The 19,846-nt window shown below is 45.7% G+C and carries 5 protein-coding genes; all 5 read right to left on the bottom strand.

From position 1 onward, the window contains the following. Positions 1-3: 3 nt before the first annotated feature. Positions 4-7,719 (bottom strand): fengycin non-ribosomal peptide synthetase FenD, encoded by a 7,716-nt coding sequence (gene fenD, locus LJF29_RS05295; RefSeq protein WP_229147381.1) that lies wholly within the window; start codon positions 7,717-7,719, stop codon positions 4-6. 25 nt (positions 7,720-7,744) lie between these two features. Next, the gene (gene fenC, locus LJF29_RS05290; RefSeq protein ID WP_229147378.1) at positions 7,745-15,427 is read right to left on the bottom strand and encodes a fengycin non-ribosomal peptide synthetase FenC; all 7,683 of its coding nucleotides are present in this window, start codon (positions 15,425-15,427) and stop codon (positions 7,745-7,747) included. Positions 15,428-15,805: 378 nt separating this feature from the next. Further along, positions 15,806-17,281 (bottom strand): D-alanyl-D-alanine carboxypeptidase/D-alanyl-D-alanine-endopeptidase, encoded by a 1,476-nt coding sequence (gene dacB, locus LJF29_RS05285; RefSeq protein ID WP_229147375.1) that lies wholly within the window; start codon positions 17,279-17,281, stop codon positions 15,806-15,808. A 25-nt stretch (positions 17,282-17,306) separates the two neighbouring features. Further along, entirely contained in the window at positions 17,307-18,281 is a 975-nt protein-coding gene (gene galM, locus LJF29_RS05280; protein WP_229147372.1) for an aldose 1-epimerase, read from the bottom strand. A gap of 138 nt (positions 18,282-18,419) precedes the next feature. Continuing rightward, positions 18,420-19,811, bottom strand: a complete 1,392-nt coding sequence (locus LJF29_RS05275; protein ID WP_229147370.1) for an MATE family efflux transporter — start codon at positions 19,809-19,811, stop codon at positions 18,420-18,422. Positions 19,812-19,846 lie beyond the last annotated feature (35 nt).

Below are 19,846 nucleotides of genomic sequence, written 5' to 3'. Positions count from 1 at the left end.
CTCCTATAGTTTGTTGACGGCTCCCATAATTTCACTTAAATCCTCCAGCGTTAATTCCTCATCAGTAAAATCAGCGGCACTCCATTCACGGTTTTCTTTGCCCGCGCAATGCTGAATCATGTTTTCAAGCGCATGTTTAAAATGATCGGCTAATGCCTGAATGGTTTGTTTCTTAAATTGAAGTCCGTTATAAATGATGTGCATGTGCAGGCACCCTGATGAAACGGCTCCGCTGATATCAAGCACATAAGGCCGCTCCCAATCCGGGCTGATTTCATTTCCTGTCTTAATATCAGAAATCTCGAAAGCTTTTGATTGAACATCCTGATCAAACTGGCCTAAATAATTAAAGCTGAATTCTGGGTCACTGTACTTAGCATCCCATATCTTGTTGATATATTTCAGCACTCCATAGCCTGCGCCTTTATGCGGTATGCGGTGCAGCATGTCTTTTGTCTGTTTAATGTATCGCCCCAGCCGCTCACCTTCATCCTTATAGTCAGAATCACTCATATCAAGCCATACAGGATAAATTGAAGTGAACCAGCCTACAGTTCTGTTCATGTCAATATTGTCAAGATAATCTTCTCTGCCGTGGCCCTCCATACTAATTTTGAAATGGTCAAGTCCCGTCCATTCCTGCAAAGCTAGGCCTAAAGCAGTCAGAAGGATATCATTTGTTTCCGTGTTGTATGCGTTGTTAGCAGCAGTTAACAGCAATTCTGTGTCTTCACGGGACAGCTCGAAATCAATTACTTCTGTATCTTTGAATGAGTTCGAGGTGATCGAATGATCTTTGGCAATAGGTTCAATATGCCGATCCTCCCGCTCTTTCCAATACGCGATTTCACGCTGCAGACGCCGGCTTTTTGAATAGTCAGCCAAAGTTTGTGCATAGGTGAAATATGAATCTGTTTTTTCCGGCAGTTCGATGGATTTTCCTGAGACTGCCTGTTCGTAAGCAATCGAAAAATCCTCAAATAAAATGCGCCATGAAACGGCATCAATGACTAAGTGATGAATCGTCAGAAACAAATGGTCTCCATCTTCGGCTTTAAACAAACCAGCATGAAGCAAAGGGCCAGTCTCCAATCGAATGGTTTGCTGAATTTGGTTTGCCATTTCTTCAATCTGTTTGCGTGCTTCGGCTGATAAGCCCTGTGAATCACCTGCTGTATTTGAGTGATGATCTCTTACATCAAACAGTTCAAAGGCATATAGCTCCTCATCTGGAAGATCTGGTCCTCTGTTAACCTGTACAGGCTTGCCATCTTTGAAACGGCATATGATTCTCAGTGCGTCATGATGAGTCACCAAGCTTTTCAGTACCTTTCTGAGTGCAATGTCATCAAACCGTTCAGCCCGGTAGAGCATAACGGATTGATTAAAATGATGGGCTTCCAATGATTGTGAGAAAAACCACTGCTGTACGGGTGTCCAAGGCAGCTCGCCTTCAACGGGCGTTTGGTCAATTACGCGTACAGCTTTTCGAACGCGAGCCGACAGTTCACCAAGCGCCTGATGCTCAAACATCTCACGCACTGTCGTTTCATAGCCTCGCTGCTTCAGCCGCGCACACACCTGCAACGCTTTTATTGAATCCCCTCCAAGCTCAAAGAAATTCGCGCTGACACCTATCTCCTCCGCTTCGAGCAGTTCTTCCCAAATGTCAGCCATCGCCTTTTCAATCTCATTTCTAGGGCTGATATCATTCTCAGCTTGAGCGCGCTTATCTGGTTCCGGCAGGGCTTTCTGGTCGAGCTTGCCGTTAACCGTCAGCGGGATGCTGTCAATCTGGATCAAGCGGGCAGGCACCATAAAATCAGGCAGAACGGCTCTCAGGGCAGTCCTGATATCTGCTTCATTTACGACCTGTCCATCTGCCGCAACCAAGTAAGCATATACAGCGGATCGGCCTTGTTCATCAGCTCTTGTAATGACAGCCGCCTCTTTAATTATTGGTAGCTGAAGCAGAGACGCCTGGATTTCACCGAGCTCGATGCGGTGTCCTCTCACTTTTACTTGATCATCAATGCGGCCCATATATTCCAGCTCTCCATTTGCCAGACGCTTTGCAAGGTCTCCGGTTCGGTATAATCTGTCTCCCGGAAGATAAGGATTAGGTACAAATCGGGCCCCGGTCAAATCATCTCTGTTCAAATACCCCCGGGCTACCCCTTCTCCGCCAATATACAGCTCTCCTGGAACTCCTGTAGGCTGAAGATTCATATGAGCGTCCATCACATAAGCCTGAAGGGTTGCCAGCGGTTTTCCGATATTGCTTTTATTTTTTTCTATATCAGCTGAGGACAATTTCTTATATGTCACATGTACAGTTGTTTCAGTAATGCCGTACATATTGATCAGATCAGTATCAGGGTATTTCTCGTTCCAAGTTACAAGCATGCCGGGCTGTAAAGCTTCTCCGCCGAAAATAACGTATCGCACATGTAATCGGTCCGTATGGTTTTCTTCTTCATGAATGAGTCCGTAAAAAGCAGTTGGAGTCTGATTGAGTACTGTGACGCCTTCTTTTTTTAACAATAAGCGGAATGCATTCGGATCGCGGGCTGTTTCTTTGGAGACAACAACCAGCGTACTTCCATTCAGCAACGCTCCGAACATTTCCCATACTGAGAAATCAAAGCAATATGAATGGAATAAAGTCCAAACGTCCTCACTGTCAAAATCAAAAGGCAAATCCTGATGCTTCAATAGACTCATCACATTGCGGTGCTCGACAACGACGCCCTTTGGCTGCCCAGTGGTTCCAGATGTATAAATCACATAAGCTGGCTGGTCTGCTAATATTTCTTGAGCTTTCAAATCAGGCGAAATCAATTCGTTTTCGGCGTCATTCAGATATAAAATTTGCCCATGGTAATCCGCCGGTTTGTTGTGTCCGGGCTCTGTCAGGAGAATTCTTGCCCCGCTGTCATTCAGCATAAAGCTGATGCGTTCTTGAGGATATTCAGGGTCAATCGGCAAGTATGCTCCTCCGGCTTTTAGGATAGATAAAACGCCAATCACCATATCAGGCGATCGATCCAACAATAAACCGATGATATCCCCGGATTGGATCCCTTGTTTCATCAGCATAGCCGCTGTCCGTTCTGCTTTTTCATTCAAGTCGCGATAAGTCAGCCGTATATGATCGCATACGACTGCGGTATGTTCGGGATGTTCAGCTGCTTGTTTTTCAAATAAACGAACGATGCTTTCATCTCTTGGATAGTCAGCATACTGACCCATCGTTTCAAGTAGCAATTCGCGCTCTGGAGCAGACAGCAATTGCATTTCCGATAGCTTCATATGAATGTCAGAGGTTATTCCTTTCACCAGCTCAATAAAATGAGAGGCCCATCTAGCAATGGTTTCTTCTTCAAACAGCGCGGTACTGTATTCGAAGCGGCAGCGAATGCCATCGGAATGCTCCTCAGCGTGTAATGTCAAATCGAATTTAGACACATTGTGTGACGGGGTTACAGACGAGATAGATAAGCCGGGCACTTCAAACCGGAAATCTTCGCTGTTTTGAAGCACGAGCATCGCGTCAAACAGCGGATTGCGATTGATCTCCCGTTTCGTTTCAAGCTTATTGACGAGATCTTCAAAAGGATAATCCTGATGCTCGTATGCAGTCAGAGCAAGTTCGCGAATTTCCTGCAAATAAGAGCTGAACGTTTTGCGGCCCTCAGGCTGGCATCGCATAGCTAATGTATTGACAAACATCCCGATGACTCGCTCCAGATCAGCGTGCGGTCTCCCGGCAGCAGGCGAGCCGACAACGATATCCTCCTGCCCGCTCAGTTTGGAAAGCATGATGGAATAGACAGCCAGAAGGAGCATATACATCGTCGTTCCCGTTTCAAACATCAAGCGGTGCAGTTCTTCCGCCGTTCTTTTATCAATGTTTACTTCAAATGTTCCGCCGCTGAAATCAGGCAGAAGCGGCCTCGTTTTATCAAGAGGCAAATCCAATACTGGAAGGCTGCCGCCAAGCTGCTTCAGCCAGTAGGCCTCCTGTTTGCTGTAATGCGTTTCCGGGAACTTCTCTTGTTGCCAAACCGCAAAATCCTTATAGTGCAGGTTTAAAGCTGGAAGCTCTTTTCCGCAATAAAGATCAGTGAATTCTTGGACGAGTGTACTCATAGAGATTCCGTCAGCAATGATGTGATGCATATCGAGCAGCAAATAGGCTCTTTCTTTTTCAAGAGATATCAAGCTTGCTCTAAAAAGCGGTCCATCCGTTAGATCAAACGGTTTGATAAAGGACGAGATCGCAGACTGCAGCATTTGTTCTGATTCAATTTCAAGCTCTTTCAGATCAGCTGTCAGCGCCGGATGAATCCTTTGCACTGGCTCACCGTTGTTCAGTTCAAATGCAGTACGCAATGAATCATGCCGGTTCACAAGCTCTGTGAGAACTTTTCTCAATCTCCCGCGATCCAAATGTCCTCGCAGTTCCAGTACTGCCGGCATGTTGTAGCCTGTGCTGTCATCTGCCAGCTGGTAAAGAGCGTATAATCTTTTTTGCGAGAAAGACAGCGGATAGACATCTCTATAATCCGCGGGTTCAATCTGCGTAAAAGCATGCTCATGTAAACTCATCAGTTTGGCTGCCATGCTTTCCACGGTCGGATAAGAAAAAACGTCGCTGAGCGGCAGCTCGATATTCAGCCGTTTATGTATTCTCGATACGAGTGTGGCTGCTTTTAAGGACTGTCCGCCTAATTGAAAGAAATCATCGCGAATACCGATTTGATTTCTGTTCAGCACCTCTTCCCAAATGCGTGCCAGTTTAGTTTCCATTAAAGTGTGTGGCGGCATGTACGTTAAGCTAGTTGTGTTTTCTGGTTCCGGAAGTGCGGAACGGTCGAGCTTCCCGCTGGATGTTAACGGCATTTGAGTGACTTTGATGATGCTTGCTGGAATCATATAGGACGGCAATGTACCGGCTAGATGCTGGTGCAGATTCGGAAGGCCGTTTCCCATTTCCGGAACGATATAAGCAACGAGTTCCTTTTCCTCATCAGACACATCACGGGCAAGCAACGCAGCTTCCTTCACTCCAGGTGCTTGCCGAAGAACAGTTTCAATCTCACTCAATTCAATGCGATATCCCCTGATTTTTACCTGATCATCAAAACGTCCAACATATTCAATCGTGCCATCAGGCAGAAAGCGCCCTGCATCTCCGGTTCGATATAAGCGTTCCCCTTTGAGGAATGGATGGTCTGTGAATGCTTTCTCTGTTAGCTCTGGCCGCTTATAGTACCCCCGTGCGAGACCCGCGCCTGAAATACACAGCTCACCCGCCGCGCCTATCGGCTGCAGCTGATCTCCTTGTAAAATATATACTTTTGTATTGGCAATCGGGCGTCCGATCGTGATTTTCTCTTTTTCGTTCAGATGACGAAGTATTGTTGTTGCCACACTGTTTTCTGTCGGTCCATATTCATTTGCAAGTTCAGCGGAGGGGCAAATCTTTCTGCTGGTCTCAAGCAGGTCGGGAGTCACTGCTTCGCCCGCAAATGTCACGATACGAAGACTTTGTGCATCTTCAGCTGTCAGCACTTCTAATAACACCCGGTACAAGGAAGGAACAATAAGCATATGACTGACCTTGTATTGAGCTATTTTCCGTCTAAGGGCGAGCACGTCCTTCGCTTCGTTATCTGTTGTCAGCAGCACGCATGCACCGGACAGAAGCGGAGTAAACAAGCTCGTCACGCAGCCGTCGAAAACATAGGAAAACAGATGAAGTGCTGTACCCCCTTCGCTCATGCCGTACTCTTCCCGTCTCCACTGCAAGGTATTTGCAATTCCTTGATGGTCAACGAGCACACCTTTTGGCCGTCCTGTCGTTCCTGACGTATAGATCAGGTAGGCAAGCTCACCAATCGATACATCAGGAGAGTCCGTTTTGTAATGTGCTGTGTGTTCTGATGTCACAATACTGCCCTCAAAGCCTGACGGGATGGAAGAAATAAGTTCTTCTTCTGTCAGTAAGAGAGCTGCTTGACTGTCATGCAGCAGAAAAGAAAGCCGTTCTTTCGGATAACTTGGGTCAAGAGGCAGATAAGCGCCGCCGGCTTTCCAAATTCCAAGCAAGGCAGCAACCATGTCCATTGACCGTTCCATCATCACAGCGACAATCCCGTTAGGTCCAGCTCCCTTTTCTATCAGGGCGTGCGCAATATGATTGGCTCTTTCATCTAATTGCCGATATGTCCGGCACTCATCTCCCATTCTCAAAGCAGCCGCATCAGGTGTTTTGAGAGCCTGCTCCTCAAACAATTGAGATACCGTTTTGTTTGGATAATGGCACTCCGTTTCGTTAAACGATTGAATGAGCTTTTGTTCTTCAGGAGGCACAATGTTGATGTTTCCGACAGCAATATCCGGATTTGACAAAATACAATCCATTGCCTGCATGAGGTGCCCCTGAATCCGAAGCACCTCTTCCCGTTCATAAACGGCGGCATTGTAGCTGAATTTAATATAAAATGATTCACCTGGAACGATGACAACGTTAAAGTCATAGTTGGTTTGTTCTGACATAGAAATGTCATCAAGCTTCAATGCGTTTTCGTCATTTTCGCTTTGCCTATTGACTGCCTGCTGAAGCTGTACGGGATAATTTTCAAAGACAAGAATATGATCAATCAATCCTTGCTTCAAAGCACTGCGGTTTTGAATCTCATAAAGCGGATAATAACCATGCTGCTCAGAATGTAAAGTATCCTCCTGCACGGATTTGACAAGCGTAGAAAACGCCATTTTCTCTGCAGATCGAATACGCACCGGAACCGTGTTAATAAACAAGCCGACCATTGACTCGATCCCGTCAATTGCAGACGGACGTCCGGAAACAACAGAGCCGAAGACCGCGTCATCGGTTCCGTTGTACCGATGGAGAAGAACACCCCATAGACTCATAAATAAAGTGTTTAATGTAACACCCCAATTTTGGGCAGCTGCTGTCAATTTCTGAACGATAGCTTGATCCAAAGAAAAACGGATATGTGCGGGTTCATATTCCCCGTTCGCTGAGCGGCTTTTTAGCTTGGGAATAGAAGCGGTCTTGCCGTACTCCTGCAGATAATCTCTCCAGTATGCAGCGGTTTCTTCTTTATCTTGTTCTCCGAGCCATTCAATATAACGGCTGTACGGCACCGTGCTGCCGAGCTGCACAGGCCTGTTATTTTTAAGTGAGTCATACATGCTGAAGAATTCTTTGAGGATGATGCCCAAGCACCAGCCATCCATGATGATATGGTGATGTGTCCAGACACATGTATATGTGCTGTCTCCTCTATCAAAAAGCGTAAGCCGCATTAACGGATCTTTTTGCAAGTGAAACCCTTTTTCCCGGTCCTGCTGCATAAAGTCTTCTATCAGAGCAAGCTGCTCACCATGTTTCAGGTGAGAAAGATCTTCCCTTTGTACGGTTAATTCACGGTTTGTCAGCACAACTTGCTGCGGCCCAGTGAGATCCGGCACCTCCTTAATGAAAATGGTTCTGAAAATATCGTATCGGGAAACAAGAAGATTTAAGCTCTTTTGAAACGAATCGATACACAGGCTGCCTGTAATGGTAAACGAGGTTTGTTCCACATAAGCTTTAGAACTGAAATCAAGCAGTGAATGAAACAGCATCCCTTCCTGCATGTACGATAACGGATAAATATCTTGGATCTGTGTTGCTTGCGTCATCAATTCCACACACCTTTTCCAAAAGTTAAAGACCTTTAACGAGATTTTCGATGCTAGATAATGCGGATGGCGTTAATTCTTTGTTGCTGAAATCGCTCAGCGTTTTTTCTCGTTCTTTTTTCTTTGTACAATGCTCAATGATCTCGATAAGATGACTGTGAAAGCTGTCCATCAAACTCTGAATGGTGTTTTCGTGGAACACCCGGGTGTAAACTGCTTTGACTTGCAGACGCCCATCTGTTATCAAAGCATTCATATCGAGCTCATACTCTCTTTCTCTCTCCCCAGCTATTTCGTAACGAGGCTGATAAGAAGACAGTTGAAACAAACCCGAACTCTCATCTTCGCTGAATTGTCCAAGATAATTGAAGCTGATCTCAGGCTCTTTATGCTGTATGGCTCCCTTTTGGACTAATAAGCCGTAGCCCGTTCCCTTATGCGGCACTCTTCTCAGCCTATCCTTTGTCGCTTTGATTCTGTAACCGAGCTGATCTTCGGATGAATGCGGTACACTCATGTCCAGAAGGATAGGATAAATAGAAGTGAACCAGCCTACTGTTCGTGAAATATCAATATTCGGAACATGTCCTTCTCTTCCATGGCCCTCAGTGCTGATCACAATTTGTTCGTGTCCGCTCCATTCGTAAAGCGCCATTCCTAAGGCAGTCAGCAAAAGTTCGTTGGCATCAGTCCCATAGGCTTGCTGCGTTTCAAACAGCAGTTTTTTAGTCCAGTCACTGGCTAATACAAACGCAGCTGTTTCAGCACTGCTTTGATGCCTGTCCGATTCAGCCCTGTCCTTAGGCAGAAAAACGTTATGAGCATCCAAAATCGTTTGCCAATATGTTATTTCTGATAACAATGACCGGCTTCCGGCTATCTGTGCCAGACCATTGGCATATGATAAATAAGAATCGCTTTTCGGCGGCAGTTTGATCTCTGTTTGCTCCAAAGACTGTTGGTAGGCTGCAGCTACATCTTCAAGCAGAATCCTCCAAGAAACGCCATCTACAGCGAGGTGGTGGATCGTAATCAGCAAATGGTCTCCCTCTATCGTTTTAAACAAGCCTGCTTGCAGCAAAGGTCCTTCTTTTACATTCATATTGCTTTGAAGCACGATTTCCTCAGCAGCAAATTTTTCTTCCAAGAGTGTGCCTTTTGCCTGTTCTTTTGTCCAATCTGCCACGTGTAATCCGAACAGTTCGTTTTCAGTGATCTGAATGCCGCGATTGTACTGAACGACACGCCCGGCATGATTCTGTGTAAACACCATGCGAAGCGCGTCATGATGCTCAGTCAATTTGCGCAGCGCTTGACGAAGCGCGTCGGCATGAAACCCCTTTTCGCTGAAAAGCATGACCGATTGGTTGTAATGATCACGAAAAGCATGACGCTGATCGAAAAATTTGTTCTGAATCGGTGTGAGATCCGCTTCACCTTCGATAGGCCTCTGTTCAGCCTGATATGTCAATGGTGTGATATGGCCGCTCAGCTCATGAACTGTTGGATAACGGAATAAATCCTGTATAGTCATGCTCCAGCCTTCAGCTGCCAGCCGGGCAGACACTTGCAGTGCTTTAATAGAGTCTCCTCCAAGCTCAAAAAAGGAGTCGTGAATGCCAACTCGAGACACGCTCAGCACGTCCTCCCAAATCTGCGCTGTCATTCCCTGCAATTCGTTGACCGGTGCAGTATACGGCCGCGAGAAAGCTTCATTTGGTGCCGGTAAAGCTCTTCTGTCCAGCTTCCCGTTTAATGTCAGCGGCATCTTTTCCAAAGGAATGATATGCGCAGGAATCATATATGCCGGCAGCATTTTTGATAGAGCACCGCGGAGAACCGTTGTATCGGCATCTGAAGGCAGAATATAAGCTGCCAAACGAGCCTGTCCATTCGTATCACTTTGAACCGTAACAACCGCTTCATTCACAAGTCCTGTTTGGAGGAGCACACTTTCAATTTCTTCTGTTTCGATTCTGTACCCGTTTATCTTTACTTGGTGATCTATCCGGCCAAGAAGTCTGAGAGTGCCGTTTGGAAGCCAGCAGGCCAGATCCCCTGTTCTATACAGTCTTTCTCCAGGCACAAATGGATTCTCTGTAAATTTCTTATCCGTTAATTCAAATTTTCCGTGATAGCCCTTGGCAACGCCGGCTCCGCCGATGCAAAGCTCGCCGGCAATACCGATCGGCTGTATATGATCAGTCTGGCTGAGTACGTACAGTTTTACATTGGGAAGCGGGATGCCGATCGGTACGCTGTCTCCCGAATACTCTTCACCCATATTCATTTCATAGTAGCTTGAATCGATCGTGGCCTCTGTAACCCCGTAACTATTGATTAACCGCATGTTGCCTCCGAAACGCTCCGCCATTGTTTGGAAGTCATGAGCTTTCACCATATCCGAACCAAGAATAAGAATGTCTAAGTCAGAAAGACTAAGCTGATTGCGGTAGACATATTCCATAAATGGGACAATGAGTGCCGGCGTTGACTCCATGATCGTGATACGCTGGCGGTTCATCAATGCATATAATTCAGCAGGCTCAAGCCTTGTGTCATCAGGGCAAATGACTAGAGTCCCTCCGTTGGCCAGCGTTCTCGCCAAATCTCCTGAAAAGACATCAAAGGAGAAGCTCGCCATTTGAAGCAGCCTGACAGGCATTTGATCGAGCTGATATATGCTGCGCCAAGCAAGAACAGCATGAGCAAAGTTTCGGTGCGTAACGATAACGCCCTTAGGCGCACCGGTTGTTCCTGACGTATAAATGATATATGCCGAGTCCTCCGGGACAGGAGACGAAGCAAGATTGCAACTTTTTGCTTCATAGGAACTTTCATCATCAAGACAGACACGAGAAATATCACCTATATCTGAGCCTGAAATCAAATGCTTTACTTCATTCTGCAAAAGAAGAATTTCAGCCCCGCTATCTTTGAGAAGATATTCAATCCGGGCTTTTGGGTAATGAGAATCTATCGGAATATACACGCCGCCGGCTTTCATAACGGCTAAAATACCAACAATAGCATCAATGGATCGCTCCGCTAAAACAGCAACGATTAGCTGCTTCTCTTTTCCTTTTTCTTGCAGTGTGCGCGCCAGACGATTGGCTTTTTCGTTGAGATGGCGATAGCTGATCTGTTTTTCACCGTCAATAACAGCTATATGCTCCGGTGTCTCTTCAGCCCTCTTTTCAAACATGCGATGAAAAACGGTATCAGTTTGAGAACATTCAACGTGAGGTTTGTTGAGTTCTATCAAAATCTTTTGTTTTTCTTTTTCGCTAAGTATATTCACTTGTGAGAGAGTGGTATTAGGATTTGACGTGGCAGCACGCAAACATTCGGTAAAATGAGCCGCCCAGCGTTCAATTGTCGTTCTCATAAATACGTCGGTACTAAATTCCATGTCACATTTGATGACTCCATCTGATTCAGCTGCAATCAACGTCATGTCAAATACAGAAATTTGATGAATGACATTTGCAGGCCGGGCTTTTATGTCTCCAAGATGAATGTCTTGCTTGTCCATATTTTGAAGAATAAACATTGTATCAAACACTGGGTTTCGGCTCATATCCCGCGTTACGCCGAGCTTGTCGACAAGCTCTTCGAACGGATAATCCTGGTGCTCGTAAGCTTCCAAGGCGGTCTCGCGAACTTCCTGCAAAAATTGCGCAAATGGCTTCCCGCCCTCCGGGCGTGCCCGAAGCGCCAGGGTGTTGACGAACATTCCAAGTATCGGCTCGAGGTCATTGTGAGGACGTCCGGCGATAGGTGACCCGACGATGATGTCTTCCTGTCCGCTTAAGCGCGCCAATAACGCTGTGTAAGCTGCCAGGAGCACCATGTACAGGGTGCTTCCATTCTCCCGTGCGAGCTTGTGAAGCCCGGCTGTGAGTTCTTGATCGAGCGTAAATGAAACTTGATCACCCGCGAAGCTTCGCACCGGCGGCCGGGCGTAATCAGCCGGCAGGTCCAGTACAGGCAGCTCACCTTCGAGCTGCTTCAGCCAGTACGCCTCCTGCGTCTTGTACGTGTCTCCTTTTTTAAAGGCCTCCTGCCATACGGCATAGTCTTTATATTGAATGTGGAGCGGCGGAAGCTCCTGATTGGCGTACAGCTCCCCGAATTCCCGAATGAGCGTATTGACCGAAACACCATCTGAAATAATGTGATGCATATCGACCAGTAATAGATGCCGCTCGTCTGATACCTTGACGATCCCCGCCCGAAACAGCGGAGCTTGGCTGAGATCAAACGGCTGGATAAACGCTGCCGCGGCCTCCTGTTCAGGTTGTCCGCAAAGCACAGAGGTGTGGAATGTAAACGGCACTTCGTCATGGATGCGCTGAACCGGCTCGCCGTCTGTGTCCGTTGTAAAGGACGTCCGCAGTGACTCGTGGCGTTTGATCAGCTTTTTAAATACGACATCCATTCTTGTAAGATCCAGCTTTCCTTCAAGCTCCAAGGCCGCCGGCATATTGTAGCCTGTGCCTCCATTCTCCAGCTGCTGGAGCACATACATCCGCTTTTGGGCAGAGGAAACCGGATAGGACTCGCGTTTTTCTGCCGGCTTAATGGCTTCATACGGACTTTCCGTTCCTTTGCTGATGACAGAAGCCAAACCTTCTACCGTCGGATGGGCAAATACCTCCTTCAGCGGCACTTGGACGCCGAATTCCTTGGCGATCCGGGAGACAAGCGCGGTGGCTTTTAAGGAATGGCCTCCCCGGTCAAAAAAGTTGTCGTGAATGCCGACAGGGCCGCTTTTCAGCACTTCCTCCCACAGCTGGGAAAGCTTCATCTCTGTCAGGTTTCTCGGCGCCGAGTAGATTTCCCGATCTGCCGCTCCGTCAGGAGCAGGCAGCGCTTTTCGGTCGAGCTTTCCGCTCGGGGTAACCGGCCATTGTTCCATCTCAATGATATGAGCAGGAATCATGTAGCCTGGAAGCAATGTCTCAAGCTGCTTGCGCACTTCGTTTCTTTCGAGCCCTTCTGCATACGCACATAATTCCGTCTCTCCGCTTTCTGTACGAACAGTCACAGCCGCTTCCCGCACGCCTTCTATGCTTCTGAGCATCGCTTCGATTTCTCCCGGTTCAATCCGGTAGCCGCGGATTTTCACCTGGTCATCCAGACGGCCGAGGAATTCCACTTGTCCATCTGGCAGCCAGCGCGCCAAATCACCCGTTTTGTACATGCGTTCACCCGGATAAAATGGATCATCAAGAAAACGTTCTTCTGTTAATTCCGGGCGATTCAAGTAGCCTCTGGCGACGCCGGCTCCGGCGATGTACAATTCTCCCGCTACGCCGACAGGCTGCACGGCTACATGCGGATCTAACACATACAGACGCGCGCCAGGCACAGGTTTTCCGATCGGAAGGCGCAAGCGATCCCTATCCAGTTCAGGATCACACGGGTAAAATGCCGCATCAACAGTTGCTTCTGTCGGCCCGTAGCCGTGAACCAGCGATGTCTCGGGCAGCAAAGAAGCGAAACGGGCTGCCGTATGAGGGGCCAGCGGTTCACCTCCGGCGAATACACGCTTCAGGCTTCTCGGTGCATCGATTTCCGCTTGGTCCAAAAAGCTGTTCAGCATGGCCGGAATAAAATGGGCCGTTGTAATGCTTTCCTCTCGAATAGCTTTTACCATCAATGCTGGATCTTTCTCCCAGCCGGACGGAAGCAGATAGGCCGAAGCACCTGAAAGCGTCCACCAAAACAGCTGCCAGACAGACGCATCAAAGGAAAAAGACGTTTTCATCATAATGATGTCGTCTTCCTCTAAAGGAAACTGCATCTGCATGCCGGTCAGAAAGGAAACCGCCTGGCGGTGCTCAACGGCGACTCCTTTCGGCCGTCCAGTGGAGCCTGACGTATAGATCACATAGGCGAGAGAATCGCTGTCCGCTTGATGAAGAGAGTGATATTCGGATTCTTCATTCGCAAGAGCCGTCAGATCCACTTCAAGTGTCTTTCCGGAAAAATCAGGTGCCTTTAATCCCGGCTGTGTCAGCAACAATGCTGCCCCGCTGTCTTTCAGCATATAGCTCAGCCTCTCCTCTGGATATACAGGATCAAGAGGCAAATAAGCCCCGCCTGCCTTTAATACGGCGAGAACGGCTGTCAGCATGTCCGGCGACCGCTCGCTTAGAACACCGACAATGCTTTCCTTCGTGACACCGTGCGCCGTAAGGCGCGCTGCCAGTCTGTTGGCGTACATATCAAGCTGCGCGTAAGTCAGCGAGCCGCCAGAAAAGCGTAAGGCCGTCCGCTCCGGCGTCAAAGCCGCCTGACGTTCAAACAGCCCGTGCAGCGTCGGAGCTGCAGGCGAAACAGCTTTCGTTCTGTTAAATTCATACAAAACTTTTTCTTTCTCACGTTTTTCTGCCATATCTAATTCTTTTATAGTACGATGAGGATTTTGAAGCGCGTTTTCCAGCAACGTAAGCAGGTGGTGCTGAATCCGTTTAATGTCCTCAAGAGAAAATAATATATGTTGATAGTCGAAATTTAATTGAATGGCTCCAGTGTCTATCCGCTCCTGTATTTGAACAGAAAGCTCGTTCGCGGTGTATCCGCTGAAATAAAGCGCCGTCTCATAGTTCAAATCATCCGCTTTTTTCCATTGAAGCGGATGGTACTGCATAGATATACCAATCAGGTTGTGTAAATCCTTGTGTTCTTTTCTTAATTCATTCACCAGCAAATTATAAGGAAATCTTTGATGGCGCATGACTGAAAGCTGTTCTCTGCCGACACTGCGCACAAAGGAAAGAAAATCGGCGTCAGAATCAACCGTTTTTCTGATTGGAAGGGAGCTGACAAACATGCCAAGCATTTCTTTCTCCGCCTTTGACCCCCTGTTTCCATAGTAGGTTCCGATTGCAAGGTCCGTTTTAGAGGTGAGGCGGCTGATACATATGTAAAATGAAGCCATAAATAAGGAAATCATACTGATTTTCTGTTCTTCGCAAAAAGCTTGGATGGAATGTGCTAGGTAAGGTGAAAGTGTGATGGTATCTCTCGATGCGGAGGTACTCTGCTTTTGTAAAGTGCTCTGTCCGGTTAGTGAGTGGTACACCGGCGGCTGTTGGTAGGTTTGCGTCCAAAATAAATGGTCTTTTTCAAAACGTGAAGATTGTAAGTACTGCCTCTCTTTTTCTATGTAGCTAAGGTAAGACGGCTCTTTTTGATCGGGTATAGGCTCCCCTTTTTTAATTTTTTGATACAGATCAATAATTTGATTTCCCATCAAATTTAAAGAGATGCCGTCCATAATAATGTGATGGAATTTCGCATATAGCCAAATCTCATGAGGGTGGATTCTAAGGAGATAAAATTGATACAGAGGCGAGTCAAGCAACGTAAACGGAATTCTGGCTTGATCATGAATCCATTGCTCTGTTTCTGTCATTTCAGTATTTGTAAAATCTATTATTTCAAGTGATAATTCTTTGTTTTCTGCAAGGTACAGACGAGGCTCTGACTCCGATTCAATTCCTTCTGTCAGCTGGAACCTGATTGCATCATTACGGGAGATTGAAAGGTTCAGAGCCAACTGAAGAGCATCAAGATCAACATCACCCCTGAATTTTACACAGGCGGTCAGATTACAGATGCTTGTACCAGGCTCTAACAGTTCAGTAAACCAAACTCTCCTTTGGGCATGAGTTAAACCATAAGTATATTCTTTCAACGAATTCCCTCCAATTCTCATTATAAGAGGATAAGAAACTGAAATAATTACAATAAAAAGAAATTATATGTCTATATCATCCATATATGCATTATATTAACCGAATTTTTTTAAAGTACAATAAAAAATATAAAATTTTTATAACATTTTTTTGAATATAGTATTAATTATTTATTTTTCTTGATTAATTTTATGAGGATTCCGAATGTAAAGTTATAAAAGTAGCTTTTTTTAATAGTATTTCATCACTAGAATTTTTCTTCATTCTTTTTGATTTTATATGACTAGTGTTAAATCGTTCTCCACCTCAGTGTCACATAGATAAACGGAATAATGTAAAAACATATAAAAAACCTGTTTTCATGGAAAACAGGTTTTTTATTGATTTGCCAAAATAACAGCAATTTGATCTTCAATGTCTTTTCCATCCGATTCATCAATCAAACCGTTTAGAAGAATAGAGAAAACCAGCGTTTTTCCGCTCTTTGTTTCTGCGTAGCCAGTCAGAGAGCTGACAGTGCTTAACGATCCGGTCTTTGCCTTTATCTTTCCTTGTGCTGGGGTGTCTTTCATGCGGTTTCTCAGCGTTCCGCCTATCATCCTGTCACTGTTGCCCGCTTCCGGAAGAGCATGTAGATAAGTTTGAAACCACTTTTCACCCTGGATGTCATATAACAGCTTTGTGATTTGGTTTGATGATACGGCATCGATATGAGAAACCCCGGAACCGTCTCTCAAAATAAGTGTTTTGGGATCAACGCTGAAATTCGGAAGCGTACTGTTTAGCACTTCAAGCCCCTTTTCCCAGCTGCCCTCTCCTTTTTCCACTTTCCCCATCTCTTTGACAAGTACCTCGGCATGTCCGTTATTGCTTAATTTCATAAATGGAAGAAATAGCTTTGACAAAGGCATTGAGTAATGAGTGGCCAGTACGGCAGAAGAGTCGGGCGCTGTGCCCATTTTGATTTTCCCTTTTACTGTAATGCCTTGTTTTTTGAGGGCTTGCTTAAATAAATCTAAAGCATATCCTGTCGGCTCCCAGACGGAAATCCACTCTTTTGTCTTGCTTGCATCAACTGGTATGCTCCCTTTAATTGAAATAGTATTGGTTCCGTGTTCTCTATCGATAGAAAGCTCTTTCTTTTTTCCCGCCTCAACTGTTTTCGCCTCATTCTCAATTGCTACATAATCCGTTTTTGGTGAAATTGATATTGCTGGCTTTTGTCCTTCTTTCTTTCCCGGACTTGCTTCTACTATCACAGTGCCTGCATCATAGTCCTCATTTGGAGACGCTGTCAGTGCTGAAATTTGGGCGCCGTAATAAGTGTATTCATCGCTCCATGGCAAATCTGGCGAATAGCGGATATGATCATACCATGAGTCATCGCCGATAAGATTGCCTTTAATGACCGTAATACCGGATTTTTTCAGCTTTTCGGCCATTTGATCAAAATCCGATGGTAAAAGTGTTGGATCTCCTTTTCCTTTCAGATAAAGGTTGCCATTCAGTTTTTGACCTTTGAGGCGGCCGTCTGTCCGCACTTCTGTCGTGAAAGAATAATCCTCACCGAGAACAGAAAGTGCCGCGGCGGCTGTAAAAAGCTTTAGAGAAGAGGCGGGTCTCATCCGGACATCCCCTAAATGCTCGTATATGACGTCGCCTGTTTCGGCAGAACGGATGGTAATGCCGGCCGTTGCGCCTTTTAAAGCAGGTTCATTGGCTAAAATGTTTTCAATCTGCCCGGCAAGTGTATCCTGTTCTTCAGCCGCTTGTGCAGCATGGTGCATATATGGAACGGAAGCAAAGGTGAAAAGCAGCAATATCACAAAATAAAGCTTTATGCTTTTTCCCATTTTCTTATCCCGCCTCTCCTGATGGCTATTGATGATTGCGTTCAATCGTGATGCTGCTTTTGACTGTCGTCTCTTCACCGGGCTCTAACACTTGTAAGCCAGTGAGTGACGAAGGGAGATCAAGGTTAACTGCGTTTGTCACCCATGTATAAGGCTCTGGGCACAAATACCCTTGTGATCCATCAGCATTATACACAACCCAATGCTTAAATTGTTCATCCGCCTTGTAGATCATATTCAGATGTACATGCTGATGGTAAATGACAGCCTGATTTTCTCCCCCTCTCTTCTGATAAGAAGATAAATAGACATCATCAAGCTGCTGCCGCAAGAGCATTCCTTCGTGTAGTTCTTCCTGATTCGGTATATCTACTAGCTTTCCGGTCGGCAATAAACGTTCATCCAATTCCCATTGCTGATCAGCTGTGAGAGAAAATAAAGAGCTCTCTTCCGGGAAAACGAAGGTCGTATGGTAACCAAGTCCCCAAGGAAATGCGTCCTCCCCTTTATTCATGATCGTTGCATGCTTATGAAGAGTGTTATCATTTAACATGTATCTCATCCGTACAACGGCATGATGCGGAAATTGTTTATACACATGGGGAATGTCCGATAGATCAATTTCAGTTTCTATAATTACTACTTCGTCTGTTTGTTTCATCGTAATGATGTCCCACTTTTTATCATAGAGAAAGCCGTGAAGGTGATGGTGTTTATCTTTTTCATTGATATCAAAATGATAGGTTCTGCCCCGGAAGCTGAACGTTCCGTCACTTATGCGGTTAGGCGGAAACAAAATAGGGATTCCATACAGTGTAGGTGTGTCATGAAAGCTATTGGTTGTTTCCGGTTCACGTAAAAGGTGCAGCTTTGTTTCTTTGTCTACGAGAGAAATGACGTTGCTTCCCCACTCAGGCACAACTATCATTTCCAAATGCTCATTACCCGCTTTGACAGCTGGTGTTCCTAAATACGTCATCTTTTCAATATAATTTGTCATATGTACTCAACCTCCTTAGTTCAATGCTTATATAATACATTCAATTCTGTTCGCAATATTTCCTCCATTTTATGTTTTCCCTTTAGTCTTTACGTAAACAAAAAAACACTGCTCAAAATGAACAGTGTTTTTTGGAGTTTATTGAATCAGACGTGTGATCTGCTTCTTTTTCCAAATGAATTGATAATACCCGTAAATCAAAAGCAAGCTGACGGCAAACGCAGCCGGATAGCCAACCCAGACGCCGAGTATTTCAAGCTTGGTGTAGTGGGACAGAACAAACGCAACCGGCACCTCGATTCCCCAGATGGCGAAAATACTGATGAGGGTCGGCCATAAAACCGTTCCGCTTGCACGCATCGTCGCAGAAATAATTTGTGCATTTCCAAACAGCAAATAGCTCCATAATGTAATCATTAAAAGCTTGTGTGCAATATGAAGTGTATCTTTCTCGGTCAAAAATAACGCTAAAATCTGATGTGCAAAAAGATAGATAAGGACAATCAACACACCGCCAATGATATAATTCAGCCAAATGCCGACTCGGATTACTTGCTTTAACCGGTCAAACTCATTCGCTCCAATAGATTGAGCAGCGAAAATAGATACCGCGATACCCAGACTGACAGCCGGCATTTGCACATAGCTGGCTACCTGGTTGACCACGCCATATGCTGCTGTCGCATCCGAACCATAATGATTGACGAATGAAATGACCGCTATTTCCGATAGCGACACGAGAATCATGTTGATGCTTGACGGAATTCCAAGACGCAGCAGAAGCGCCAGCAGTTCCTTATCCATTTTCAAATAACGCCGCACTGTCTTATCAAATTGCAGCGGATGTTTCGTTTTCCGCAGATACACCAATAATACGATAAAGGTCACAATTGTAGAAATAACGGTTGCGTAAGCAGAGCCGTAAATGCCCAGCTTCGGTAAACCGAACATGCCGAGAATGAAGATCGGTAAAAGTGCTATATTGATGACTGTGCTTACAATCAATGTATAAAACGGTGTCTTAGAATCGCCTGTTCCCCGCAAGAATGTGGTATAGGCAAAATATAAAAACATAAATGGCATTGCGTAAAATAAGATACGCGCATACCTAACACTTACATCAATTACATTTTCTGGGGTTCCCATGAGACGCAGAATATCTAAGGTGAATATACTGCCGATCACAGCTAACACAATTCCTAATAAAAAGGTGAATGTCAGTGTTGTTCCGACAACGGCCTTTAAGCGTTCCTCATTTTTTGCCCCATAGGCTTGCCCGATGAGAATGGAACTGCCGGAACCGATTCCGATCGTAAATGAAATGAGAAGAAAAAACAGCGGGAAAAAGGATGAAACAGCTGCAAGCGCATCTACGCCAAGCCATCTGCCCACAGCGACCATCCCGACTAACTGGCCGATTGATTGCAGCACATTGCTCAGAAGGAGCGGCACTAAAAATAGTGACATGGACCGCCAAACAGATGGATTGCTCTTCTTCTTAGATACGGGATTTTCTTGTAATGTTTCCATATGTAATGACTCCTTTATTTAAACTCGTTTCACTA

It is taken from the genome of Bacillus sp. LBG-1-113, from assembly GCF_020708615.1.
Lineage (GTDB): Bacteria > Bacillota > Bacilli > Bacillales > Bacillaceae > Bacillus > Bacillus mojavensis.
Note: the sequence above shows the minus strand (reverse complement) of the source record. Positions and strands in the feature narration are given on the sequence as shown.

What these genes read in the sequence shown, in the direction of transcription:
- fenD (WP_229147381.1), bottom strand. Translation starts at nt 7,719, where the DNA reads ATGACGCAAGCAACACAGATCCAAGATATTTATCCGTTATCGTACATG.
- dacB (WP_229147375.1), bottom strand. Translation starts at nt 17,281, where the DNA reads ATGGGAAAAAGCATAAAGCTTTATTTTGTGATATTGCTGCTTTTCACC.
- galM (WP_229147372.1), bottom strand. Translation starts at nt 18,281, where the DNA reads ATGACAAATTATATTGAAAAGATGACGTATTTAGGAACACCAGCTGTC.
- LJF29_RS05275 (WP_229147370.1), bottom strand. Translation starts at nt 19,811, where the DNA reads ATGGAAACATTACAAGAAAATCCCGTATCTAAGAAGAAGAGCAATCCA.